Source organism: Streptomyces sp. NPDC029674, from assembly GCF_044903205.1.
Taxonomy (GTDB): Bacteria; Actinomycetota; Actinomycetes; order Streptomycetales; family Streptomycetaceae; genus Streptomyces.
On the sequence record NZ_JBJDPY010000003.1, the window covers coordinates 240,906 to 261,857 of the forward strand.

Here is a 20,952-nt window from a genome sequence, read left to right on the forward strand (position 1 = left end):
CAAGCTCAGCCCTGGTCACAGTATGTGAGCGCCCGACAACATCTGCCGCATGAACTCGGAAACCTCATCACTCAGGGTCCACGACTGGATCCCGGCGACGGGCCACGCCCTGCGGCACGCGGGCATTCACTTCGACGCGGTACGGATCGAAGGCGCACTGGGCGAGCAGGTCGCGTACGACCTGATGCAGTTCACGGACTTCCGCGCGGGCCCGATCGTCCGCGAGGCGACGGGCGGGCGCTACCTCTACTTCCTGCTGCCCCCGCAGGCGGCGGACTCCTACACCTGGCCCGTCGGTGCGCGTGCGCTGAGCCGGCGCGCGGGCAACCTCGCCTACGTGGGCGTGCCCGCACTGGATGGCTACACGTGGCCGCTGGACTGGAGGTCACGCCCCACGAGTGAAGTCCCGTTCGTGGAGGGTGATTTGTTGCACGAGACGACTAAACGTGCGGTACGGTGACCGCGTCATCACGCTCTGTGCCCGCCCGGGCGTGGAGCGGTCCCCGGAGGTGCTAGCAACACCGCCCGAGGACCTTCACCACCGAATGGATCAGAGGTCCACCGGGATGCTTCGGCATGCTATCGCGCCCACCCGGCGCTACACGAAGGCTTCGCACGACGTCGTACGGCATCAGTGCCTGAACAGCGACGCGAAGATCCTGCTCCTGTACGTGCAGGGGCTCTCCGAGGCGGACGTCTCCGCCCGCTCGCTCGGCGAACACGCGGCGCGACTGGGCATCAAGGGCCGCGCCTACCAGCGGGCCAAGCAACTCCTCACCGACTCCGGCTACTTGCACGCGTGGCGGTGGCAGGGAGACCGGGGCCGCTGGGTCACGGAACAGCTCCTGGCGAACGTCACCCTGACGGGTGAGGAGGCGGGCCGGGCCCGGGTCGGCGACGGGCCGTCCCCGACTGTGCAGGCGCCGACGGTCGGCGGGCCGGGGACGCGGGAACCCGGTGACTCTTACCCAGAAGAACAACGGGAGAAGAACCTTCCCCACCCCCCACCCGAAGACCCGGAGCCGCCAGCCGACACGCAACTCGCTGCGGCCGAACGGGTGTTGCTCTCCCTACGCCACGATCACCGGGACCTGCTGCTCGGCGTACGAGAGGCGAGAGTCCTCGCGGGTTCGGCGGCGGAGTGGCTCCGACGGGGCGTCTCGGCCGCCGACCTCCGCAAGGCGCTGACGGCGGGCCTGCCTGCGGGTGGGGTCCGGTCGGCGGTGGGATTCGTACGACACCGCCTGGTGCAGAAGCTCCCGGACCGCGCGGAGCCGATGCCCTCTCCGGGGGACGCTGCGAGGCCCGGCCTCGTGACGTGCGCGGGGCCGGGGGCTGAGCACGTGTTCCGGCCGGTGGGGGCGGAGACGCGATGCGGCCGGTGCCGGGTCCAAGAGGCATCGGGCGCGGGGGACGGCGGCCGTACACAACCACTTCCCTGGCGTCACCGACTGGCGTGCGACAGGGCGAGGGCCTGACGGCTCAGTCGAACTCGCCTGCCTTGACGCCTTGGACGAAGGCGCGCCATTCGTCCTCGGTGAACAGGAGTACGGGACCGTCGTGGTCCTGGGAACCGCGGACCGCTGCTCCTCGCGTGCGTCGGTCGACTTCCACACAGCCGCCCTCCGGATTACAGAAGGAGGAGCGTCGGAATCCCTGCGGCGTAGCTTCGTCAGCAGCCATCATGGTCACCCTTCTGCGCGTCCCTGTGTTGCTGCGTCCTTGTGTCGCTGTCTCCACCGGACCGTAGCGGCCGGGCGCCGTCGGAACCATGAGTGGGGAGGGCTTCTACGCGCCGAATGCGTCTGGTGCCGGAGCCGGGACCAGACTTCAGCCGGACTCCAGAGAGGCAGGCCAGTGCTGCTCGGGATCGTCTCAGGCCACACGGCAATCACCGGCGCCGTCTCGCGCCGGCTTCGGTGGATCATTCCGGCGCTCGTCGGTGGCGTCGTCGGAGGCGTTGAGTACGTGCTCGGCGGTGAGCCTCCCGGGCGGGTGCTCGCGGATGCCTGGGCCGTCCTGGCCATCGGCACGCTCGCGGCCGACTCGCTTGCCTCCGCGCCCATGTCCGCGACGCGGCGGCGCTTGCTGCTGGTGTCCTTGGCAGTCGCTACCGTGCTGGGTGTTTCCATGGCTTCCGGCTTCAGCCGATACGGCTGGGACTGGTTGTACCTCAGCGGAATCCTCACATTCCTGATCGGGGTGGAGCTGAGCGAACCGCTGGAAGGAGCGCTCAACGACACGCTGCGGAGCCTCGCGGACGACGGAACGCTGCGCATGAACAACCGGGAGTTGCGCATACTCCGGCGAGCGGTGCGTCGTCACAGTCGTCGCAACCAGAAGATCGCGGGCTCGGTGGTCGGCGGGGCGCTGGGACTGAGCTGGTTTGTGTTCGTCTCCGTCACCCCGGGAGGCTTGGCGCATGCGCTGACGCACAACGCGGTGGCACCGGTGTTCCAGTCGCTGGGCGGGGCCGTCGCGGGGCAGAGACTCGGCCGCATGGTGGCCTATGGGAACGTGTGGCGATTGCTGCCCCGGCGTTCACGCATCCTCGACTTGATGCCCGATCATCCGGACGGAGCGGCCGGATTGCGCGCGATCGGAAGGTTCCACTTCCGGTTGTCGCTCATCGTGGCCCTGCCCGCGGTCTACCTCGGCGCGTGGTACATCTTCATACCGCTGGTGCCGGGCGACTACGAGGGCTGGCGCACCATCTATCTGTGGCTCCTCGCGCTTGCCATCGGCTTCGAGGTGCTCGCGTTCCTGCTGCCCATGGGCGCCGTTCACCAGCGGATGCAGCGGCAATCGGAGCGTTGGGCGGCGCAGGCGAGCCGGCTCGTCCCTCGCATCCGTTCCACCCAGGCGGCTCTGGTCGAAGCCACCAGTGGACATGAGGACTTCAACAGCCGAATCCAGGTGCTCCTCGACCGGCACCGCGCTCTGACCGAGGCTCCGACGTGGCCCATCGACCCCGCCCTACGGCGCTGGTTCACCCTCAACAACACAGCACTGTTCATCCCGTTCCTCAGCTACATCGGCGGCAGCTCCGAATTCTGGACGCAGATCGCGACGGTCATCGGTGGACTCAAGCACTGAGCTCTGCCCGGCCCCTGCCCGGCCCTCGGGCCGTGAGGTTGCCCACGACGCCGTTCACCGATCCGTGGCCCGGGGATGCGCTGTGCCTGCGTAGGTGATCCAGCACGTGTCGCGCGCCGTGTCGATGAGGTACCAGAGGCGTCCGCCGCCCGTCACCTCGATCTGCCACTGCTCACAGGTATGGCCCCGGTAAGGCCCATGGGCCAGCGTGCCCTTCAGGCGGTGCTGACGCTGTGTCTCGGTGGCCGGTCTCGGGTCCGTACGCATCGTGAGCCAGGCCCGGTACGTGTTCTCGCGGGCTTGTCGGCACAGGCTCTCCCAGCCCTTTGCCGCAGCCGCGTCGGCGAAGCGGACGTCCCACTGGCCTTCCGGGGACGGTGGCGCGGCGCGGTCGCCGCGGCCCGCCGTCATTCGGTGGTCCTGGGGTCCTGCGCCTGGCCGTAATCCGTGTCATGGTCCCGGGTCAGCGCTGCCAGCAGGTCCGGGTCGGAGTGAGCCTCCGCCGTGTGCTGCCACGCGATGAGGAGTTGGGCCACGGCCGCACTGTTGGAGATCGAGTCGGCGGCGCGCATCGTGTCGACCAGTTCGACGGCGAAGGCATGGACGTCTGCCTCGGGGAGGAAGCGGACCCAGGGAAAGGCCTCCGGCAGTATGTCGAGGAGCAGTTCCATGCTGCCGGGTTCGCGGCGGGCCATCGCGGCCAGCATGCGCGTCGCCGCCGAGACCACCGTCTGGTCCTGTTCTGCCCGTGCGGCCGTGGTGAGGACGAGGTCCTCGCCGTCCCTGCGGCGCAGGAGAAGCCGGGGGGACTCGTCGAGACGGGCGATCGTCTGCTTGTTCTTGTTCACCAACTCGGAGAAGTTCACGGCGGCCGCGGATGCGGCGCTTGCGGCTGTGCTCTTGGAGCTCATGACTTTGAAAGTACTTCGAAAGTCGGCGGGGTGTCATCGCCCGCAAGAGTGGCGTAGGGCCCGCCGATGCCCCACCCCTGCGACAGGGCGGTCGCGAACGCCGACGCCAGCTTGTGTTCGCCGGACGCGTTCGGGTGCGTGCCGTCGTACGTGTCCACCTCGATGTCGTACGACAGTGGAGGGGAGGCCAGGAGCAAGGGGGAAGCCGGCGTGTCCAGGTCCGCCACCGTCTTCGCCAGGAGTTCGTTGAAGTGGGAGACCTCTGACGCGAACGGGGCATCCGATGTCGCGCGGATGTTCGGGATCACGGGGAGCAGGACCATCCGGATTCCGGGGTTCGTCGAGCGGGCCGCCGTGATGAAGGCGCTGACGTTCGCCGTCGTTTGGTCCGCGTTCGTGTAGAAGCCCAGGTCGATCAGGCCCAGGGAGATGAGGAGGACGTCGGCGGGGTCGCGGTGCAGGGCGGCGGCTATTTGGGGGGCCATGTGGAGCCAGCCCTCGCCCCAGCCGGCGAGGTGGTGGCGGGGGAACTCCGGGGGCACGTCGGGGGCGTAGTCGTGGGAGAGGGGTTCGCCCGTCGCCTTGTCGTGGAGCGTCGTGCGGGGGCCGGTCACGGCGACGCCCTCGGGGCCGAGGGTGTCGCGCAGGTGCTGCCACATCCGGTAGCGCCAGGTGTGTTCCCCGGCGCTTCCGATGGTCATCGAGTCGCCGACGAACATGAACCTGAGCATCCGGACATCATCCCGGACGGGGGCGGCCGCCTGCGATGTGAGGCTGCGCACTCCGCCGCGGAGCGTGAATGGAGCGGATGGCACTCTTGGGCCCATGCGTTCGCTTCGGGCTGTTCCGTCATCCGTCCTTGCCGGTGCCGTGCTGGTCTTCGCCGTGAGCGTGCCCGCCGCCGCCGATGACCATGACGGGTTCACCATCAAGGACCCGCGGATCGTCGAGTCCAGCGGCCTCGCCGCCTCCCGCGCCCACCCGGGCGTCTACTGGACGCACAACGACCAGGACAAGGGCGCCTTCCTGTACGCGGTCGACTCGAAGACGGGGGAGACCGTCGCCACCGTGACCATGACCGGTGTGGGCGCCCCGCGTGACGTCGAGGCGATCTCGGTCGGCGGCGACGGGAACATCTACGTCGGTGACATCGGCGACAACCTCAACGGCACCTGGTCGAACGTATGGGTCTACAAGCTGCCCGAGCCGAAGCAGCTGAAGGACCAGACCGTCCGCGCCACGCAGTACGTCGTGAAGTACGCCGACGGCGCGCGGGACGCGGAGGCGCTGATGGTGCATCCCAAGACCGGGCGGATCTACATCGTCAGCAAGAACGAGGACGGCGGCGGGCTGTACGAGGGCCCTGAGCAGATGTCCGCCTCGGGGACCAATGTCTTCCGGCGTATCGGGGAGATTGATCTCTGGGTGACCGACGGGGCCTTCTCGCCCGATGGTGAACAGCTCGCCGTGCGCGGGTACTTCGGCGGCATCTGGTACGCGTGGCAGGGCGAGGGGAAGAAGCCGCAGCGCAAGGGGCGGCTGAGCGTGCCGCTGCAGCGGCAGGGCGAGTCCGTCACGTACACGACGGACGGCACGACCTTGATGTACGGCACCGAGGGCGGGCAGAGCGACGTCGAGCCCGTCGAGGCGCCGGGCGGGGCGGGAGGCGGCGGATCCGACTCGTCGTCGGGCGGGGCGGGTTCCGGTCAGGACGGGGGCGGGGACTCCGGGATCGACGGGAACGTCAAGACCGGTGCCGTCGTCCTCGGCGCCATCCTGCTGGCCTTCTTCGGGCTGAAGCGGCTGGGCCGGCGCGGGGGCAGGCACTAGGGCCTGTCCGGCGGATCATGCCGCGGGGCGCGGGCCCTGGCACTTCCCCAAGCTCTCGGCTTCGCTCGAGCAGGGGAGCCCCCAACCCTGCGGCGTTGTCGTCGGTTGTCAACTCCCCCGAGCTCTCGGCTCCGCTCGAGCAGGGGCACCCCCATCGCGTTGCCGCCCTCCTCCGCCTTGCATCTCGACGCACCAGACCCCGCTCACCTGCACCGACGGGTGGCCGCCACCCCACCGCGACCTGATCCGCCGGACAGGCCCTAGGGCCTGTGTCCGCTCACCCCTAGGCTCACCCCTCGGCCCGGCGGGCCACCAGGACGTCCAGGCCGTCGAGCAGGCGTTGCAGACCGAACTCGAAGTGGTCGAAGTCCGGGCCGAACGAGTCCTCGGAGAGGTTCGCGAGGGTCGGGTAGCGGCCGCTCTTCATGACTCGTTCGAGGACCGGGGCCTGCGCCTCCCAGAACGCCTCGTCCGACAGGCCCGTCCTCTTCGTCGCCTCCACCTCGTGCACCTGGGTACGGGCGACCCCGGTGACGTACCCCTCCGTCATCACGATCACGCCGATCAGTTCGGGATCGGTCAGGCCCATCGGCTTGATCCGGGACAGGGTGCGGTCCAGGCCGCCGACGGCGCCGGGGCCGAGCACCGGGCGGGCCTGGTTGACCTGGAGCAGCCAGGGGTGGCGGTGGTAGAGGACGAGGGTCTCGCGCGCGTACGTCTCCACGCCCTCGCGCCAGGTGCCGGTCCAGGGGGCGTCGTCCTCCGGCGGCGCGTACACGCGGTCCAGCATCAGGTCGACGAGGTCGCCCTTGCCCCGCACGTACCGGTAAAGGGACATCGTGCCGGTGCCGAGCTCCGTGGAGAGGCGGCGCATCGAGACCGCCGAGAGGCCCTCCGCGTCCGCGAGGCGCACCGCCTCGGTGACGATCCGGTCCAGCGTGAGCCCCGGCTTGGGGCCCCGGGACGGACGGGCGCCCTCGCCCCAGAGCAGCTCCAGGCTGCGGGTGATGTCGCTGCCGGTGCGCTGGTCGTCGCCGCCCTTGGTGCTCGTCATGGTTCTCACCCTAATCGCAGGCCCAGAAATTGAGTACGGTGTACCCACTGAAACTGAGTACGGTGTACTCTCTATTGAGTACGGCGTACCCAGAAGGGCGTCGTCCGGTGTGCGCGTGAAGGGGCGGTCGATGAATGGGAATGGGAATGGGAACGGGAGCGGGAGCGGCTTCGCGGTGCGGGCCGAAGGGCTGCAGAAGCGGTACGGCGAGAAGCACGCCCTCGACGGCTTCAACCTGCACGTCCGGCAGGGCACGGTGCACGGACTCCTCGGACCCAACGGCGCGGGCAAGACCACCGCCGTCCGGATCCTCTCCACCCTCGTCCGGCTCGACGGCGGCCGCGCCGAGGTCGCCGGCGCCGACGTGGTGCGCGAGCCCGCCCTGGTGCGCGGCCGCATCGGCCTCACCGGGCAGTACGCGGCGGTCGACGAGATCCTCACCGGACGGCAGAACCTGGAGATGTTCGGCCGCCTCTTCCACCTCGGCGGCAGGCGCGCGGCGCTGCGGGCCCAGGAACTCCTTGAACAGTTCCACCTGGAGGACGCGGCGGAGAAGGGCGCCGGTCAGTACAGCGGCGGCATGCGACGCCGCCTCGACCTCGCCGCCTCGATGATCCTCGCGCCCGCCGTCCTCTTCCTCGACGAGCCGACCACCGGACTCGACCCGCGCAGCCGCCTCGAAGTCTGGGACACGGTGCGGGACCTGGTCGCACGCGGGACGACCGTGCTGCTCACCACCCAGTACCTCGAAGAGGCCGACCGGCTCGCCTCCCGCATCACCGTCATCGACCGGGGCCGCGCCATCGCCGACGACACCCCCGACGGCCTGAAGAACACGGTCGGCGGCAGCCACCTCGAAGTCGTGGTCCACGACACCGCCGACCTGCCCGCCGCCGTGAAGGCCGTCGCCCGCGTCTGCGACGGCGAACCGCTCACCGTCGACGTGGAACGCCGCGTGCAGGCCGCCGTGACCGACCGGGTCGGCGCCCTGACCGAGGTGGCGCGGACCCTGCGGGACGAGGGCATCGCGGTCGAGGACATCGGCCTGCGCAGGCCCAGCCTCGACGACGTCTTCCTGCGCCTGACCGGCGCACCCCACGGAACGGAGACCGCCGCATGAGCGCCACCCTCACCACCAGCACCGCGCAGGCCGCGCACGGGCGCCTCTTCTGGGCCCTCGCCGACTGCTGGAACGTCACCCGCCGCTACCTCACCCACTTCCTGCGCCAGCCCGTCACCATCGCCTGGCAGCTGGGCTTCCCCATCATCAGCGTGCTGCTCTACGGCTTCGTCTTCGGCGAGGCGATGAAAGTGCCCGGCGGCGGCGAGGACGGCGACTACAAGCAGTTCCTGATGCCCGGCATGTTCGTGATGACCATGGCCTTCGGGTTCATGAACACCGCGATGGGCGTCGTCACGGACTCCGCAAAGGGCGTCATCGACCGCTTCCGCTCGATGCCGATGGCGCCCTCGGCGGTGGCGTCGGGGCGCGGCCTCGCCGACCTCATCGTCGCCTGCGCCGAGCTGACCATCCTCGCGCTGACCGCCCTCGCCATCGGCTGGCGCTCCAGCGCGGGCCTGGCCGACACGCTGCTCGCCTTCGGGCTGCTGCTGTTCCTGCGGTTCAGCCTGATCTGGGTGGGCGTCTTCCTCGGCCTCGTCGTGCCGACCCCGGAGGCGGCGGGCGGCCTCTACGCGGTGGCGTTCCCGCTCACGATGATCTCCAGCGTCTTCGTGGCCCCGTCCCTGATGCCGGACTGGCTGGCGCCCGTCGCCGCGTGGAACCCCGTCTCGTCGACGGGTACGGCCACCCGTGAACTCTTCGGCAACCCCGGTGCGGGAGGCTCCAGTTGGGTGGAGCAGAACGCGGTTCTGATGGCGGTGGTGTGGCCGATCGTGATCTCGCTGGTGTTCCTGCCGCTGGCGGTACGGAAGTTCAAGCAGTTGAGCCGCTGAGCCCCGTAAGGGGCGCGGGACTGTGACATATGCGGCTCCGCCGCGTGGGCGCGACCAGCCACGACGAACCCGCGGCCGGTCGCGCAGCGAAGCGTCAGAGGCGCTCGATCACGTAGTCGATGCAGCGGGTCAGCGCCTCGACATCCGCCGGGTCGATCGCCGGGAACATCGCGACGCGCAGCTGGTTGCGGCCCAGCTTGCGGTACGGCTCCGTGTCCACGATGCCGTTGGCGCGCAGCGCCTTCGCGACAGCGGCCGCGTCGATCTCGTCCGCGAAGTCGATCGTGCCGATGACCTGCGAGCGCTTCGCCGGGTCCGTCACGAACGGCGTCGCGTACTTGGACTCCTCGGCCCAGCCGTACAGCGTGCGCGACGACGCGGCCGTGCGGCCCGTGGTGAATTGCAGACCACCCTGCGAGTTCATCCAGTCCAGCTGCTCGGCGAGCAGGAAGAGCGTGGCGAGCGCCGGCGTGTTGTACGTCTGGTTCTTGCGGGAGTTGTCGATCGCCGTGGGGAGCGAGAAGAACTCCGGGACATGGCGGCCCGACGCGTGGATCCGCTCGGCGCGCTCGATCGCCGCCGGGGAGAAGACGCCGATCCACAGGCCGCCGTCCGACGCGAACGACTTCTGCGGGGCGAAGTAGTAGACGTCCGTCTCGGCGATGTCGACCGGGAGGCCGCCCGCGCCGGACGTGGCGTCCACGAGGACGAGGGCGCCGTCGTCGGCTCCCTCGACGCGCTTGATGGGGGCCGCGACGCCGGTCGACGTCTCGTTGTGCGTGAAGGCGTAGACGTCGACGCCCGCCTCCGCCTTCGGGTCGGGGTGCGTGCCCGGGTCGCTCGTGATCACGGTCGGCTCGGCCAGCCACGGGGCGAGCTTCGACGCCTTCGCGAACTTGGAGGAGAACTCGCCGAAGTTGAGGTGCTGCGACTTGTTCTCGATCAGGCCGTGCGTCGCCACGTCCCAGAACGCGGTGGAGCCACCGTTGCCGAGGATCACCTCGTACCCCTCGGGGAGGGAGAAGAGGTCGGCGATGCCCTCACGCACGCGGCCCACCAGGTTCTTGACCGGGGCCTGGCGGTGGGACGTTCCGAGGAGGGAGGTGCCGGTGGCGGCCAGGGCGTCCAGCGCCTCCGTACGCACCTTGGAGGGGCCCGCGCCGAAACGGCCGTCGGCGGGCTTCATGTCAGCGGGAATCTGGATCTCAGCCACGGGGGGAGCCTAGCGGCTCAGGGCACGCCGTCTTGTTTGTGTCCGTCGGCTGAGATCCTCGGCCACCGAGGGTGGACGCCGCGGGGCTCTGCCCCGGACCCCGCTCCTCAATCGCCGGAGGGGCTGATTCCCTGATCCTCGGCCACCCGGGGGTGGACGCCTCGGGGCTCCGCCCCGGACCCCGCTCCTCAAACGCCGGAGGGGCTGAAATTCCCGCCGGCGAGAGGCTGCAATTTCCGCCGGCGAGAGGCTGCGATTCCCGCCGGCGAGGGCTGAACCTGCGCGGCGCTAGCCGTGAAGGCGTACCGGCAGCTCGTACAAGTCGTTCTGCGTCACCACCGGCTTGTTGCGGAGGTCCGAGCGGGGGACGGCCAGCGTCAGGTTCGGGAAGCGGGCGTAGAGAGCCGGGAGCGCCACGCCCGCCTCCAGGCGGGAGAGTGCCGCGCCGGGGCAGACGTGTGGGCCGTGGCCGAAGGAGATGTGGCGGGTGGGGGACGTGCGGGTGATGTCGAAGGCGTCGGCCGTCGGGCCGTGGGCCTGTTCGTCGCGGCCTATCGCGCCGTACGAGACGATCAGCGCGTCGCCCGCGCGGATCACCTTGTCGCCGACGGGGACGTCCTCCGCGGCGAAGCGGATCAGGACGTGCGAGGTGGGGGTGGCGTAGCGCAGGGTCTCTTCGATCACCGCGTCCCAGGTGGCCTGCCCGGACAGGACCAGGGCGAGCTGGTCGGGGTGGGCGGAGAGGTTGACGACGGCGTTGACGATGAGGGAGATCGTCGTCTCGTGGCCCGCCGCGACCATCAGCTGCAGAGTGGAGACGATTTCCTCGTCGGTGAGGTGGTCGCCGTTCTCGGAGGCCTGGATGAGCGCGCTGGTCAGATCGTCGCCGGGCTCGGCGCGGCGGGCCGCGACGGTCTTGGCCATCATCTCGGCGAGTTCGCCGAGCGTCGCCACGACCTCCTCCGGGGGCGTCTGCGTGGAGAAGAACTTGTCGAAGAGGATCTTCAGGCGGGGGTGGTCCGACTCGTCGATGCCCATCAGGTCGCTGATGACGTACATGGGGAGGGGGTAGGCGAACCCAGCCTTCAGATCGACTACCTCAGAGCCCGTGGGGAGGCCGTCCAGCAGGCCCGCCGTCAGCTGCGCGATGCGGGCGCGCATCCGCTCGATCCGGCGCGGCGTCAGCGCCTGCGCGACCAGCGTGCGCAGACGGCGGTGCTCGTCGCCGTCGACCGTCAGCATGGAGCGGCCGGGGTTGGCGAGGCCGATCAGCGGCCAGTCGGCGGGTATCTCGCCGCGCCGCCAGGCGCCCCAGACCTCGATGTCCTTCACCAGCCGCTTGTCCGTGAGGAGTTGGCGGGCCTCGGCGTGGTGCGTGACCGCCCAGACCGGTACGCCGCCCGGCAGCTCCGCCTCGGCGAGCGGGCCCGCCGCGCGCAGCCGTGCGCTCTCAGCGTCGAGGTCGGTGACGAACGGGTCCAGGGCGATGCGCGTCATCTGGAGTCTCCAAACGCTGAGGTCGGGGTCGGGGTGAAGCTCACCGGCAGGTCGGTCAGGCCGCGCAGCCACGGCGACGGGCGGCGGGTCAGGGTGTCGGCGGGGACGGCGAGGTCGAGGTCGGGGAGGCGGTCGAGGAGGACCTCGATGCCCGTTCGCGCGATGACCTCGGCGACCTCCTGGGCGGGGAAGGGGCAGCGGTGCTCGCCGTGGCCGAAGGAGAAGTGGGCGCTGTTGCCGCCGGTCAGGGCGGAGCCGTCGGTGCGGACCTGCGGGTCGGAGTTGGCGGCGGCCAGGCCGAGCAGGAGGAGGTCGCCGGAGTTGATGCGGCGGCCGCCGAGCTGGGTGTCGCGGGAGGCCCAGCGGCCCGCGACGTTCTGCGTGGGCGTGTCCTCCCACAGGACCTCGTTCATGGCCTCGGCGACGCTGTGCCGGCCGCCGAACAGGGAGGCGGCGAAGCGGTCGTCGGTGAGCATCAGCCGCAGCGAGTTGCCGATCCAGTCGGCGGACGGCTGGTGGCCCGCGGCCATCATCACCATCAGGTCCTGGGCGATCTCCTCGTCGGTGAAGCCGGAGCCGTCCTTGGCGAGCTGCGTCTCCAGCATGTACGAGGCGACGTCGGGGCCCGGCTCCTTGTGCTTGTCGGCGATGAGGCGGGCCATCGAGGAGGCGAGGTGCTGCTGGCCGGCGAGGGCCCGCTCGCGGCCGTCGATCATGTCGTTCATGGCGGTGACGAGGCCGGGGCCCTGCTCGTCGGAGAAGCCGTAGATGCGGGCGAGGACGCGGACCGGGAGCAGCATCGCGTACTCGGAGATGATCTCCGTGGTGCCCTTGCCGCAGAAGCGGTCGATCAGCTCGTCCGCGAACTGCTCGGCGTGCGCCTTGAGTTCGAAGGGGTCGACCGCCTCCAGGGCGTGCGCGATCATCGCGGCGCGGCGGGTGTGCCGCTCGCCGACGGTGTAGAGGATCGACGGCTGCTTGTGGCCGATCATGGGGAGCAGCGGCCAGTCGGCGGGGATGTTCGGCCACTGGTTCCACAGCTCGGAGTCGCGGCTGTAGAGGAGCGGGTCGCCGGTGACCTGGTGCAGTTCGCGGTAGCCGAGCACCAGCCAGGCCGGTATGTCGCCGTCGAGGAGTACGGGGGCGACGGGGCCGTGGTCGCGCCGCATCTCCCGGTACAGCTGGGCGGGTTCGGTGGCGAACCGGGGGCCGGAGAGCGGCACGGGACCGGGGGCGGCGCCGGTTACGGGGCAGGTCACGGGGTGTTCTCCTGGGCGGCGGTCAGCTGGTGCGCGTACAGCGTCTGGAGGTGCTCGACGAGGGTGATCAGTACGTTCTTGCTGGACTCGCGGGAGCGCGCGTCGCAGTCGATGAGCGGCACCCCGGGGTCCAGGTCGAGCGCCTCGCGCAGCTGCTCGGCGGTGTGCGCGGGGCCGCCGAAGTCGTTGCGGGCCACGATGAACGGCGTGCCGTGGTGCTCCAGGCGGTCGATCGCGTACCAGGAGTCCTCCAGGCGGCGGGTGTCGACGAGGACGACCGCGCCGAGCGTGCCGGAGAACAGGCGGTCCCACAGGAACCAGAAGCGTTCCTGGCCGGGGGCGCCGAAGAGGTAGAGGACGTTGCGCGCGTCGAGCGTGATGCGGCCGAAGTCGAAGGCGACGGTCGTCGACGTCTTGGCGCTCAGCCCTTCCAGGCCGCCCGTCTCGTCGATGCCCCGGCCGGCCTGCGTCATCGTCTCCTCGGTGTTGAGGGGACGGATCTCGCTGACGGAGCGGACCAGTGTCGTCTTGCCGACGCCGAAGCCGCCGACCACGACGATCTTCAGACCGTTGTCGGCGGTCGCGGTCAGCTCCGTTCGGGCGGGACCGGTGGCGCTGCGTTCAGAGCTGCGTTCAGAGGTTGCGGAGTCCAACGAGCACCTGCTCCAGGAGGTCGGAATCGGGAAGGCTGTGGGCGGGGCCCGAACGCGGGTGGCGGGCGCTGATCCGGCCCGCGTCGAGCAGGTCGGACAGCAGGATGCGGGTGATGCTCACCGGCAGGCGCAGCTCGGCGGCGATCTCCACGACCGCCGTGGGCAGCCCGCACAGCCGCAGGATCGCGGCGTGCTCGGACTGCATGCCTGGAACCGGGGCGGACTCGGCGACGACGAGGGTCACCAGGTCGAAGGGCGCGTCGGGCGCCGACCGGCTGCGACCCCCGGTGAGGGTGTACAGCCGGTCGGGGGAGTCGTCCCGGCCGGGGCGGCTCATGAGGCGGGCCGGCCGCGCGGGGTGTCGTCCGCGCGGGGCGCGGCGCGCAGGTGCTCGCCGAGCTGCTCGACCAGCTCGCTCATGGTGTGGCCGACGAGGCCGGCGTCGGCGTCCTCGTCGGCGATGACCGCGAGGTGGGCGCCCTCGCCCGCCTCGACGATGAAGAGGATGCCGCCGTAGAACTCGGCCATCGCCGAGCGCACCCCGCCGCTGCCGTCGCCGAACTCGGCGGACGCGCCGTGCGACAGGGACTGGATGCCGGCGGCTATCGCGGCGAGCTGGTCGGCCTGGTCGACGGAGAGCTCGGGCGTGCGGCACAGCTTCAGTCCGTCACGCGAGAGCACGAGGGCGTGCCGGGCGCCGGGGGTGCGCTCCAGGAGCCCCTGGAGCAGCCAGGTGAGCTTGGCGTCGGTGGTGGTGCCGGTGGAGTTGCCGGTGGTCGTGCCGGTGGTCATCGGGGGGTGTCGCCTTCCGGGTGCTGGGGGATTGCGGGGGCGTCGTCCGTGGGCTCCGAGGGGGTGGTGCGGACGGCCTGGCGGAAGTTGCTGAAGCGGGCCGCGGTGCTCTCGGCGCCGGGGGCGCGGGGCCTGCGGGGCTCACCCGTGTCGCTGTCGGCGCGGGCCCGCTCGGCGGCGGCGAGGGTGCGGCCGCGGGGGCGCTTGGGGAGAGGCGCTTCGGCGGGGGCGGGGGCGGGGGCGGCCGACTGGTGGGTGGGCACGGGGTCCGGGTCGACGCGGTCGAGGGGGGATTCGAGGGCGTACGGGTCCGGGGCGGGCGGGGCGGACTGTGCAGCCGGGGTGAGCTCTGTGGCCGGGGGGACGGCGGGCGGCGGGAGTTCAGCCTGGGCCGATGCCTGGGCCGATGCCCGGGCCGACGCCTGGGCCTGGGCCTGGACCTGCGCCTGCGACGGAAGTGCCGCGATGGCCGCGACCGGGGCCGGGGCCGCCTGCGACGGCCGGGAGAGCAACTCCTGCGGTATCAGCAGGAGTACGCCCGTGCCGCCGCGCGCCGACGGCCGGAACGACACGGTGAGACCGTGCTTGCGGGCCAGCCTGCCGACGACCGCGAGGCCGAGCCGGGTGCCGGACAGCCCGCTGAGTCCCGTCGTCTCGCCGGACACGGCGCGCTCGGCGCGGCGCTGCTGCACGGGGCCCATCACCAGGCCGCTGTCCTCGACGGAGATGATGACGCCCGCCGCGACCTCCTCGATGTAGACGTGCACTTCGGAGGTGGGCGGCGAGAAGTTCGCCGCGTTGTCGAGGATCTCGGCCAGGGCGTGCATGACGCCCTCGGCGGCGTGGCCGGCGACCGCGACCTCGCTGGCCGAGTGGACGCGCACGCGCTGGTAGCCGCCGATGCGGCCCATCGCGCCGCGCAGGATCGACTCCATGACGATGGGCCGGGACCAGCGGCGGCCGGAGCGGGCGCCGGTGAGCACGGCCACGGAGTCGGCGATGCGGCCCGCCTGCGCGGTCCTGTGGTCGAGGTGGAGGAGGTCGGTGAGGACGTCCTCGTCGGCGTGCCTGCCCTCCATCTCGCGGAGGTCGGCGAGCATGCCGGTGGCGAGGGCCTGCATGCGTCCGGCGGCGTTGGCGCACGCGGCGAGGGCGGCGGCCCGCTCGGACTCGGCGGTGCGGGCGCGCACGGTCAGTTCGTTGCGCTCACGGGCGAAGAACTCGGTGAGCGCGGTCCGCTCGCGGGTGAACTCATCGGTGCGGGCGGCCTGTTCCTGCACGAGCCGGCCGGCGTCCTGCCGTACGGCGTCCACGCGCCGGCGCAGCAGGGCGTTGGCGCGGTGGAAGTGGAAGGCGAGCGTCACGGCGACGCTGAGTACGAGGGCTGCGGCGCCCGAGCCCCAGGCCAGCGGGGTCCGTACGGAGGCGGGCGCGAGGCCCACGGAGACTCCGGCGACGGCGGCGGTGGCCAGGGCGCAGACCAGCAGGACGAGCGCGGTCGGGCGCAGCGGAGGGTGCTCCGTCCCGGGGCGCGCGAGGGGGGTTGGCGCGGTCATCAATCGGGGTCCTCGATCGGAAGCGACACACTCTGCTCAAGTTGAGATCACTATAGGAGAGTTACCGACCGCGTTGGGAACCTTCCCGTCCGGATCGTATAAAAACGGGTGGGGCGGGGTGGCCGTGGCGGGTCCGCGGGGGCTTGTGCGGAGGCATCCTGGACGGCATGAGCGATGACGGTACGAGGGATTCCGGCATGAGCGATTCCGGCGCCGGCTCCGATGGTCCTGCGGACGCCGGCTCCGGTGGCCTCGCGGGCGCCGACTCCCGTGGCCTCGCACGGGACTTGCGCGCGGCCGTGCGCGGCGAAGTGGACCTCTCCGTCACCGCGCGGGCCCTGCACACCATGGACGCCTCCAACTACCGCCGCATGCCCACCGCGTTGGTGGCCCCGCGCGACGCCGACGACGTGGCGGCGGCGCTCGCGGTCTGCCGGGAGCGGAACGTACCGGTCGTGCCGCGCGGCGCGGGCACCTCCATCGCCGGGCAGGCCACCGGCACCGGCGTCGTCCTCGACTTCACCCGCCACATGAACCGAGTCGTCTCCCTCGACCCGGAGCGGCGCACCGCCGTGGTGCAGCCGGGCGTCGTCCTGGACGACCTGCGCACCGCCGCGGCCCCGCACGGCCTCACCTTCGGCCCCGACCCCTCCACCCACAGCCGCTGCACCCTCGGCGGGATGATCGGCAACAACTCGTGCGGCTCGCACTCGGTGGCCTGGGGCACGACCGCCGACAACGTATCCGCCCTCTCCGTAGTCGACGGTTCGGGCGGACTCCGCCGCCTCGCCCAGGGCTGGGACGGCGCCCCCGCAGGCCTGCGCCCCCTGGTGGACGGCCACCTCGCGCTCCTGCGCACTGGCTTCCCCGACCTGCCGCGCCGCATCTCCGGATACGCCCTGGACGCGCTGCTCCCCGAACACGGTCCGGATCTCGCGCGCGCGTTCTGCGGCTCGGAGGGCACGCTCGGCGTCGTCACCGAAGCGGTCGTACGCCTCGTCGAAGCGCCCCGCGCGCGGGCGCTCGCCGTGCTCGGTTACGCCGACGAGAGCGCGGCCGCCGAAGCCGCGGCGGGGCTCCTGCCGCACGGGCCGCTGACCGTCGAGGGGATGGCCGCCGACCTCGTGCGCGGAGCCGCCCGGGAGAGCGGGCTGCCCAAGGGCGGCGCCTGGCTCTTCGTGGAGACCGGCGGCGACAGCCCGGCCGAGGCACGCGCGCGTGCCGACGCGATCGTGCGGGCGGCCGCCCCGGAGACCGTGGACGCCATGGTCGTCGACGACCCGGCGGGACAGCGGGCGCTGTGGCGGGTGCGGGAGGACGCCAGCGGGACGGCCACCCGGATGCCGGACGGGTCCGAGGCCTGGCCCGGCTGGGAGGACTGCGCGGTGCCGCCCGCCCGGCTCGGCGCGTACCTGCGGGACTTCAGGGCCCTGCTCGGCGAACACGGCCTGCGCGGCACTCCGTACGGGCACTTCGGGGACGGCTGCATCCACGTGCGCATCGACTTCGACCTGTTGAGCCCCGAGGGTGTGGCCCGCTTCCGCCGCTTCTCCGAGGAACTGGCCGACGTGGTCGTCGCGCACGGCGGCTCCCTCTCCGGCGAACACGGCGACGGACAGGCCCGCGCCGAACTCCTCCCGAAGATGTACGGCCCCGAACTCATCGGCCTCTTCGAACGCGTCAAGGACACGTGGGACCCGGCGGGCCTCCTCAACCCCGGCATGCTGGTACGCCCCGCACCCCTCGACGCCGACCTCCGGTTCGCCCCGCTGCCCCGTGAGCCCGTCGACGTCGTCTTCGGCTACCCGCACGACGGCGGCGACTTCTCGGCGGCGGTCAGGCGGTGCGTCGGAGTCGCCAAGTGCCGTACCGCGGCACCGGCCTCCCCCACCGCCGTGATGTGCCCGTCCTTCCGCGCCACGGGCGAGGAGGAGCACTCCACGCGCGGCCGCGCCCGGCTGCTGCACGAGATGCTCGCCGGCGAGGTGGTGACGGACGGCTGGCGCTCGACGGAGGTCAGGGACGCGCTCGACCTCTGCCTGTCCTGCAAGGGCTGCCGCTCCGACTGTCCGGTGGGCGTCGACATGGCCACGTACAAGGCGGAGTTCCTGCACCACCACTACGAAGGCCGCCGCAGGCCCGCCGCCCACTACGCGATGGGGTGGCTGCCGCGCTGGCTCCGGGCGGTGGCGGCGACGCGCACGGCCCGGCTCGTCAACGCGCTGGCCCGGGTCGGCCCGCTGGCGGCGCTCGGCAAGCGGATCGGCGGGATCGCTCCGGAGCGGGCGGTTCCGGAGGTGGCGCCGGAGACGTTCCGGCGGTGGTGGCGGAAGAGGGGCGGTAGGACGGGCGGGGGCGGGTCCGGTGGGTCCGCCGGTGGCCGGCCGGATGTCGTGCTCTGGCCCGACACCTTCACCGACCACCTCTCCCCGTCCGTGGGAAAGGCCGCGGTGACGGTCCTGGAGGCCGCGGGACTCACGGTCGCGGTGCCGCCGCGCGGGGTGTGCTGCGGCCTGACGTACGTCTCGACGGGCCAGCTCGACCGCGCCCGCGCCGTCCTGCGCGCCACCCTCGACCGCATGGAGCCGTTCCTCGACGCCGGGGTGCCGGTCCTCGTCCTGGAGCCGAGCTGCGCCGCCGCGCTCACCTCGGACCTGCCCGAACTCCTCGGCGACGACCCCCGCGCCCACCGCCTCGCCACGGCGGTCCGCACGTTCGCGCGGACCGTCGAGGAACTGGCCCCCCAGTGGCAGCCGCCGGACATCGCCCGCCCGGTGACCGGCCAGACCCACTGCCACCAGCACGCGATCCTGGGCGACGGGGCGGAGCGGCGCCTCCGGGCGAAGGCGGGCCTCACGGGCGAGCTGAGCGGCGGCTGCTGCGGACTCGCCGGGAACTTCGGTTTCGAGCGTGGCCATTACGACGTCTCGAAGGCCTGCGCGGAGGAACAGCTGCTGCCCTCGGTGGAGCGGGCAGGCAGGGACGCGGTGGTCCTGGCCGACGGCTTCTCCTGCCGCACGCAGCTGGCGCAGCTGGCGGGGGTACGGGGCAGGCACCTGGCGGAGGTGCTGGAGGAGGCGCTCGCGGACGGGCCGTGACCTCTGCGACGGGGTCTGCGAAGCTGGTTTGCGTACAGCAGTGAAACCGCTCCACAATCCTGACGTGGTGCACTACCTTGTCTGGTGAAGTACAGAACACTGAACCGGCATCTCGGGAAAGGCTCGCGCGTGAACGTCTCCGGCAGCGATCAGGCGGCGCCGACGGCGGCCCCTGACGGAACCCCGGGGCGCCGCGGACGCGTCGGCTCCCTCGGCCCCGTGGGCCTCGTGCTCGCGGGCGGCATCTCCGTCCAGTTCGGCGGCGCTCTCGCCGTCACCGTGATGCCGAGGGTCGGCGCGACCGGCATCGTGGCGCTGCGCCTCGCCTTCGCCGCGCTCGTGCTGCTCGCCGTGTGCCGGCCGAAGCTGCGCGGGCACTCGCGGGCGGACTGGGGGACGGTCGTCGCGTTCGGCGTGGCCATGGCCGGGATGAACGGCCTCTTCTACCAGTCCGTCGCTCGCATCCCCATGGGCCCCGCCGTCACCCTCGAGGTCCTCGGCCCGCTCGCCCTCTCCGTCCTCGCCTCGCGCCGCGCCATGAACGTGGTGTGGGCGGGGCTCGCCCTCTGCGGTGTCTTCCTGCTCGGCGGCGGGGGCGGCTTCGACGGTCTCGACCCGGTCGGCGTCGCCTACGCCCTCGGTGCCGGCGCGATGTGGGCCCTCTACATCCTCTTCAGCGCGCGCACCGGGCGGCGCTTCCCGCAGGCCGACGGTCTGGCCCTGGCGATGGCGGTCGCGGCCGTCCTCTTCATGCCGCTCGGAATCGTCGCGTCCGGGTCGCGGCTGGTCCAGCCGGGCACGCTGGCGCTCGGCGCGGCCGTCGCGGTGCTGTCATCCGTACTGCCGTACACCCTCGAACTCCTCGCCCTGCGGCGGCTGCCCGCGCACACCTTCGCGGTCCTGATGAGCCTGGAACCGGCCATCGCGTCCGTCGCGGGCTTCCTCGTCCTGAGCCAGGCGCTCTCCGCCGTCGAGGCCCTCGCCATCGCCCTGGTCATCGCGGCGAGCATGGGGGCGGTGCGGACGCAGGTGGGGCGGCGTGGGGCGCGGGCGGGGGCGGATCCGGTGGCCGGTGCGGGGGCCGATCCGGCGGCCGGCCCGGTGGCCGGTGCGGTCGACACCCCCTCCCCGGAACGGGCCGCGCAGTCGTCCGGGAAGTAATGCAAGCACGCTTGCTTGTTTCTATGAGCGCTGCCATGCTCCCTGGACACCGCCGTGCCCCGAGGGGAGCGTCCCGTGTCCGATGCCCTGCCCGTCCTCGACGACCTGCGCAGCGAGAGCGAGGAACTGGACCGGCTCGTCGCTGAGTCGAGCGAGGAACAGTGGTACCTCGCCACGCCCGCGCCGGGCTGGACGGTCGCCCACCAGATCGCCCATCTCACCTGGACGGACCGGGCCGCGCTGCTCGCCGCCACGGACCCGGACGCGTTCGCCGCCGAGGTCGAGAAGGCCGCGGCGGCGCCCGGCTCGTTCGTGGACGAGGGCGCCGAGGAAGGCGCCGCGCTGCCGCCCGCGGAGCTGCTCGCCCGCTGGCGGGCCGGGCGCGCCGAGCTGTGGCGGGTCCTGAGCGAGGCCCCCGCCGGCACGCGACTGCCCTGGTACGGGCCGCCCATGGCCGTCCCCTCCATGGCGTCGGCGCGGCTCATGGAGACGTGGGCGCACGGCCAGGACGTGGCGGACGCGCTCGGGGTGGTGCGGCCCGCGACGGACCGGCTGCGGCACGTGGCGCGGATCGGGGTGCGGGCACGGGACTTCGCCTTCGCGGTACGCGGTCTGGCCGCCCCCGGCGAGGAGTTCCGGGTCGAGCTGACGTCGCCCGTGACGGGGGAGGTCTGGGCGTACGGCCCGGAGAACGCCCCCCAACGCGTGACAGGCCCCGCCCTCGACTTCTGCCTCCTCGTCACCCAACGCGCCCACCGCACCGACCTCGCACTCCACGCGGAGGGCCCCGACGCCGACCACTGGCTGACCATCGCCCAGTCCTTCGCGGGCCCACCGGGTCCCGGTCGCCCGCCGAAGGGAGCCCGACAGTGACCG

At 72.0% G+C, this 20,952-nt stretch carries 21 protein-coding genes; 9 read left to right on the forward strand and 12 right to left on the reverse strand.

Translation table 11 applies throughout. The annotated features are described in order from the left end of the window. The first annotated feature begins 49 nt into the window (after window positions 1-49). Entirely contained in the window at window positions 50-460 is a 411-nt protein-coding gene (locus ACI2L3_RS08540) for a hypothetical protein (RefSeq protein ID WP_404751555.1), read from the forward strand. 106 nt (window positions 461-566) lie between these two features. Further along, window positions 567-1,478 carry a hypothetical protein gene (locus ACI2L3_RS08545; RefSeq protein WP_404751556.1) on the forward strand — a complete coding sequence of 304 codons (912 nt, stop codon included), beginning with the start codon at window positions 567-569 and terminating at the stop codon, window positions 1,476-1,478. 4 nt (window positions 1,479-1,482) lie between these two features. Here the strand turns inward: ACI2L3_RS08545 and ACI2L3_RS08550 are convergent, their stop codons facing one another. Next, complete coding sequence (locus tag ACI2L3_RS08550; RefSeq protein ID WP_404751557.1) at window positions 1,483-1,773, reverse strand: DUF397 domain-containing protein; 291 nt, start codon at window positions 1,771-1,773, stop codon at window positions 1,483-1,485. 84 nt (window positions 1,774-1,857) lie between these two features. On the opposite strand from ACI2L3_RS08550, the gene ACI2L3_RS08555 reads away from it, so the two are divergent. Continuing rightward, window positions 1,858-3,096: a hypothetical protein gene (locus ACI2L3_RS08555; RefSeq protein ID WP_404751558.1), complete on the forward strand. Its 1,239-nt coding sequence runs from the start codon at window positions 1,858-1,860 to the stop codon at window positions 3,094-3,096. A 54-nt stretch (window positions 3,097-3,150) separates the two neighbouring features. On the opposite strand, the gene ACI2L3_RS08560 is transcribed toward ACI2L3_RS08555, so the two are convergent. From ACI2L3_RS08560 to ACI2L3_RS08570, 3 genes are read right to left on the reverse strand one after another with little or no spacing between them, the layout of a single operon-like run. Beyond that, window positions 3,151-3,507 carry a hypothetical protein gene (locus tag ACI2L3_RS08560; protein WP_404751559.1) on the reverse strand — a complete coding sequence of 119 codons (357 nt, stop codon included), beginning with the start codon at window positions 3,505-3,507 and terminating at the stop codon, window positions 3,151-3,153. After that, on the reverse strand, window positions 3,504-4,007 hold the full coding sequence (locus ACI2L3_RS08565) for a hypothetical protein (protein ID WP_404751560.1): 504 nt from the start codon (window positions 4,005-4,007) through the stop codon (window positions 3,504-3,506). Before ACI2L3_RS08565 ends, ACI2L3_RS08560 begins: the two co-directional genes overlap by 4 nt. Beyond that, window positions 4,004-4,738, reverse strand: a complete 735-nt coding sequence (locus ACI2L3_RS08570) for a GDSL-type esterase/lipase family protein (RefSeq protein WP_404751561.1) — start codon at window positions 4,736-4,738, stop codon at window positions 4,004-4,006. Before ACI2L3_RS08570 ends, ACI2L3_RS08565 begins: the two co-directional genes overlap by 4 nt. Before the next feature lie 94 nt (window positions 4,739-4,832). On the opposite strand from ACI2L3_RS08570, the gene ACI2L3_RS08575 reads away from it, so the two are divergent. Then, the gene (locus tag ACI2L3_RS08575; protein WP_404751562.1) at window positions 4,833-5,837 is read left to right on the forward strand and encodes a WD40 repeat domain-containing protein; all 1,005 of its coding nucleotides are present in this window, start codon (window positions 4,833-4,835) and stop codon (window positions 5,835-5,837) included. A gap of 289 nt (window positions 5,838-6,126) precedes the next feature. On the opposite strand, the gene ACI2L3_RS08580 is transcribed toward ACI2L3_RS08575, so the two are convergent. Continuing rightward, window positions 6,127-6,891, reverse strand: a complete 765-nt coding sequence (locus ACI2L3_RS08580; RefSeq protein ID WP_404751563.1) for a TetR/AcrR family transcriptional regulator — start codon at window positions 6,889-6,891, stop codon at window positions 6,127-6,129. A gap of 130 nt (window positions 6,892-7,021) precedes the next feature. Between ACI2L3_RS08580 and ACI2L3_RS08585 the strand changes: the two genes are divergently transcribed. Both ACI2L3_RS08585 and ACI2L3_RS08590 read left to right on the forward strand, forming a co-directional pair. After that, window positions 7,022-8,011: an ATP-binding cassette domain-containing protein gene (locus ACI2L3_RS08585; RefSeq protein WP_404751564.1), complete on the forward strand. Its 990-nt coding sequence runs from the start codon at window positions 7,022-7,024 to the stop codon at window positions 8,009-8,011. After that, window positions 8,008-8,847, forward strand: coding sequence for an ABC transporter permease (locus ACI2L3_RS08590; RefSeq protein ID WP_404751565.1), 840 nt, complete (start codon window positions 8,008-8,010; stop codon window positions 8,845-8,847). The genes ACI2L3_RS08585 and ACI2L3_RS08590 overlap by 4 nt, the downstream gene beginning before the upstream one ends. A 94-nt stretch (window positions 8,848-8,941) precedes the next feature. On the opposite strand, the gene serC is transcribed toward ACI2L3_RS08590, so the two are convergent. The 7 genes from serC to ACI2L3_RS08625 all read right to left on the reverse strand — a co-directional run bounded on the left by serC (window position 8,942) and on the right by ACI2L3_RS08625 (window position 15,817). Further along, complete coding sequence (gene serC / locus ACI2L3_RS08595) at window positions 8,942-10,060, reverse strand: phosphoserine transaminase (protein WP_404751566.1); 1,119 nt, start codon at window positions 10,058-10,060, stop codon at window positions 8,942-8,944. Window positions 10,061-10,348: 288 nt separating this feature from the next. After that, a complete protein-coding gene (locus ACI2L3_RS08600) occupies window positions 10,349-11,557 on the reverse strand; it encodes a cytochrome P450 (RefSeq protein ID WP_404751567.1) in 1,209 nt (402 codons plus the stop codon). Beyond that, entirely contained in the window at window positions 11,554-12,816 is a 1,263-nt protein-coding gene (locus ACI2L3_RS08605) for a cytochrome P450 (protein WP_404751568.1), read from the reverse strand. The genes ACI2L3_RS08600 and ACI2L3_RS08605 overlap by 4 nt, the downstream gene beginning before the upstream one ends. Further along, window positions 12,813-13,469, reverse strand: coding sequence for a GTP-binding protein (locus tag ACI2L3_RS08610; protein WP_404751569.1), 657 nt, complete (start codon window positions 13,467-13,469; stop codon window positions 12,813-12,815). The genes ACI2L3_RS08605 and ACI2L3_RS08610 overlap by 4 nt, the downstream gene beginning before the upstream one ends. Then, the gene (locus tag ACI2L3_RS08615) at window positions 13,450-13,806 is read right to left on the reverse strand and encodes a DUF742 domain-containing protein (RefSeq protein WP_404751570.1); all 357 of its coding nucleotides are present in this window, start codon (window positions 13,804-13,806) and stop codon (window positions 13,450-13,452) included. Before ACI2L3_RS08615 ends, ACI2L3_RS08610 begins: the two co-directional genes overlap by 20 nt. Then, on the reverse strand, window positions 13,803-14,261 hold the full coding sequence (locus ACI2L3_RS08620) for a roadblock/LC7 domain-containing protein (RefSeq protein WP_404751571.1): 459 nt from the start codon (window positions 14,259-14,261) through the stop codon (window positions 13,803-13,805). Before ACI2L3_RS08620 ends, ACI2L3_RS08615 begins: the two co-directional genes overlap by 4 nt. Then, on the reverse strand, window positions 14,258-15,817 hold the full coding sequence (locus tag ACI2L3_RS08625; RefSeq protein WP_404751572.1) for a sensor histidine kinase: 1,560 nt from the start codon (window positions 15,815-15,817) through the stop codon (window positions 14,258-14,260). The genes ACI2L3_RS08620 and ACI2L3_RS08625 overlap by 4 nt, the downstream gene beginning before the upstream one ends. Window positions 15,818-16,014: 197 nt before the next feature. Between ACI2L3_RS08625 and ACI2L3_RS08630 the strand changes: the two genes are divergently transcribed. The 3 genes from ACI2L3_RS08630 (at window position 16,015) to ACI2L3_RS08640 (ending at window position 20,949) form a co-directional block, all read left to right on the forward strand. Continuing rightward, window positions 16,015-18,915 (forward strand): FAD-binding and (Fe-S)-binding domain-containing protein, encoded by a 2,901-nt coding sequence (locus tag ACI2L3_RS08630; protein WP_404751573.1) that lies wholly within the window; start codon window positions 16,015-16,017, stop codon window positions 18,913-18,915. A 129-nt stretch (window positions 18,916-19,044) separates the two neighbouring features. Continuing rightward, window positions 19,045-20,076 carry an EamA family transporter gene (locus tag ACI2L3_RS08635; protein WP_404751574.1) on the forward strand — a complete coding sequence of 344 codons (1,032 nt, stop codon included), beginning with the start codon at window positions 19,045-19,047 and terminating at the stop codon, window positions 20,074-20,076. 75 nt (window positions 20,077-20,151) lie between these two features. Beyond that, window positions 20,152-20,949, forward strand: coding sequence for a TIGR03084 family metal-binding protein (locus ACI2L3_RS08640; protein ID WP_404751575.1), 798 nt, complete (start codon window positions 20,152-20,154; stop codon window positions 20,947-20,949). The last annotated feature ends 3 nt before the right edge of the window (window positions 20,950-20,952 follow it).

Excerpts from the sequence above, each read along its gene's own strand:
- ACI2L3_RS08540 (WP_404751555.1), top strand. The coding sequence starts at position 50 with ATGAACTCGGAAACCTCATCACTCAGGGTCCACGACTGGATCCCGGCG.
- ACI2L3_RS08545 (WP_404751556.1), top strand. The coding sequence starts at position 567 with ATGCTTCGGCATGCTATCGCGCCCACCCGGCGCTACACGAAGGCTTCG.
- ACI2L3_RS08550 (WP_404751557.1), bottom strand. The coding sequence starts at position 1,773 with ATGGTTCCGACGGCGCCCGGCCGCTACGGTCCGGTGGAGACAGCGACA.
- ACI2L3_RS08560 (WP_404751559.1), bottom strand. The coding sequence starts at position 3,507 with ATGACGGCGGGCCGCGGCGACCGCGCCGCGCCACCGTCCCCGGAAGGC.
- ACI2L3_RS08565 (WP_404751560.1), bottom strand. The coding sequence starts at position 4,007 with ATGAGCTCCAAGAGCACAGCCGCAAGCGCCGCATCCGCGGCCGCCGTG.
- ACI2L3_RS08570 (WP_404751561.1), bottom strand. The coding sequence starts at position 4,738 with ATGCTCAGGTTCATGTTCGTCGGCGACTCGATGACCATCGGAAGCGCC.
- ACI2L3_RS08575 (WP_404751562.1), top strand. The coding sequence starts at position 4,833 with ATGCGTTCGCTTCGGGCTGTTCCGTCATCCGTCCTTGCCGGTGCCGTG.
- ACI2L3_RS08580 (WP_404751563.1), bottom strand. The coding sequence starts at position 6,891 with ATGACGAGCACCAAGGGCGGCGACGACCAGCGCACCGGCAGCGACATC.
- ACI2L3_RS08585 (WP_404751564.1), top strand. The coding sequence starts at position 7,022 with ATGAATGGGAATGGGAATGGGAACGGGAGCGGGAGCGGCTTCGCGGTG.
- ACI2L3_RS08590 (WP_404751565.1), top strand. The coding sequence starts at position 8,008 with ATGAGCGCCACCCTCACCACCAGCACCGCGCAGGCCGCGCACGGGCGC.
- ACI2L3_RS08600 (WP_404751567.1), bottom strand. The coding sequence starts at position 11,557 with ATGACGCGCATCGCCCTGGACCCGTTCGTCACCGACCTCGACGCTGAG.
- ACI2L3_RS08615 (WP_404751570.1), bottom strand. The coding sequence starts at position 13,806 with ATGAGCCGCCCCGGCCGGGACGACTCCCCCGACCGGCTGTACACCCTC.
- ACI2L3_RS08620 (WP_404751571.1), bottom strand. The coding sequence starts at position 14,261 with ATGACCACCGGCACGACCACCGGCAACTCCACCGGCACCACCACCGAC.
- ACI2L3_RS08625 (WP_404751572.1), bottom strand. The coding sequence starts at position 15,817 with ATGACCGCGCCAACCCCCCTCGCGCGCCCCGGGACGGAGCACCCTCCG.
- ACI2L3_RS08630 (WP_404751573.1), top strand. The coding sequence starts at position 16,015 with ATGAGCGATTCCGGCGCCGGCTCCGATGGTCCTGCGGACGCCGGCTCC.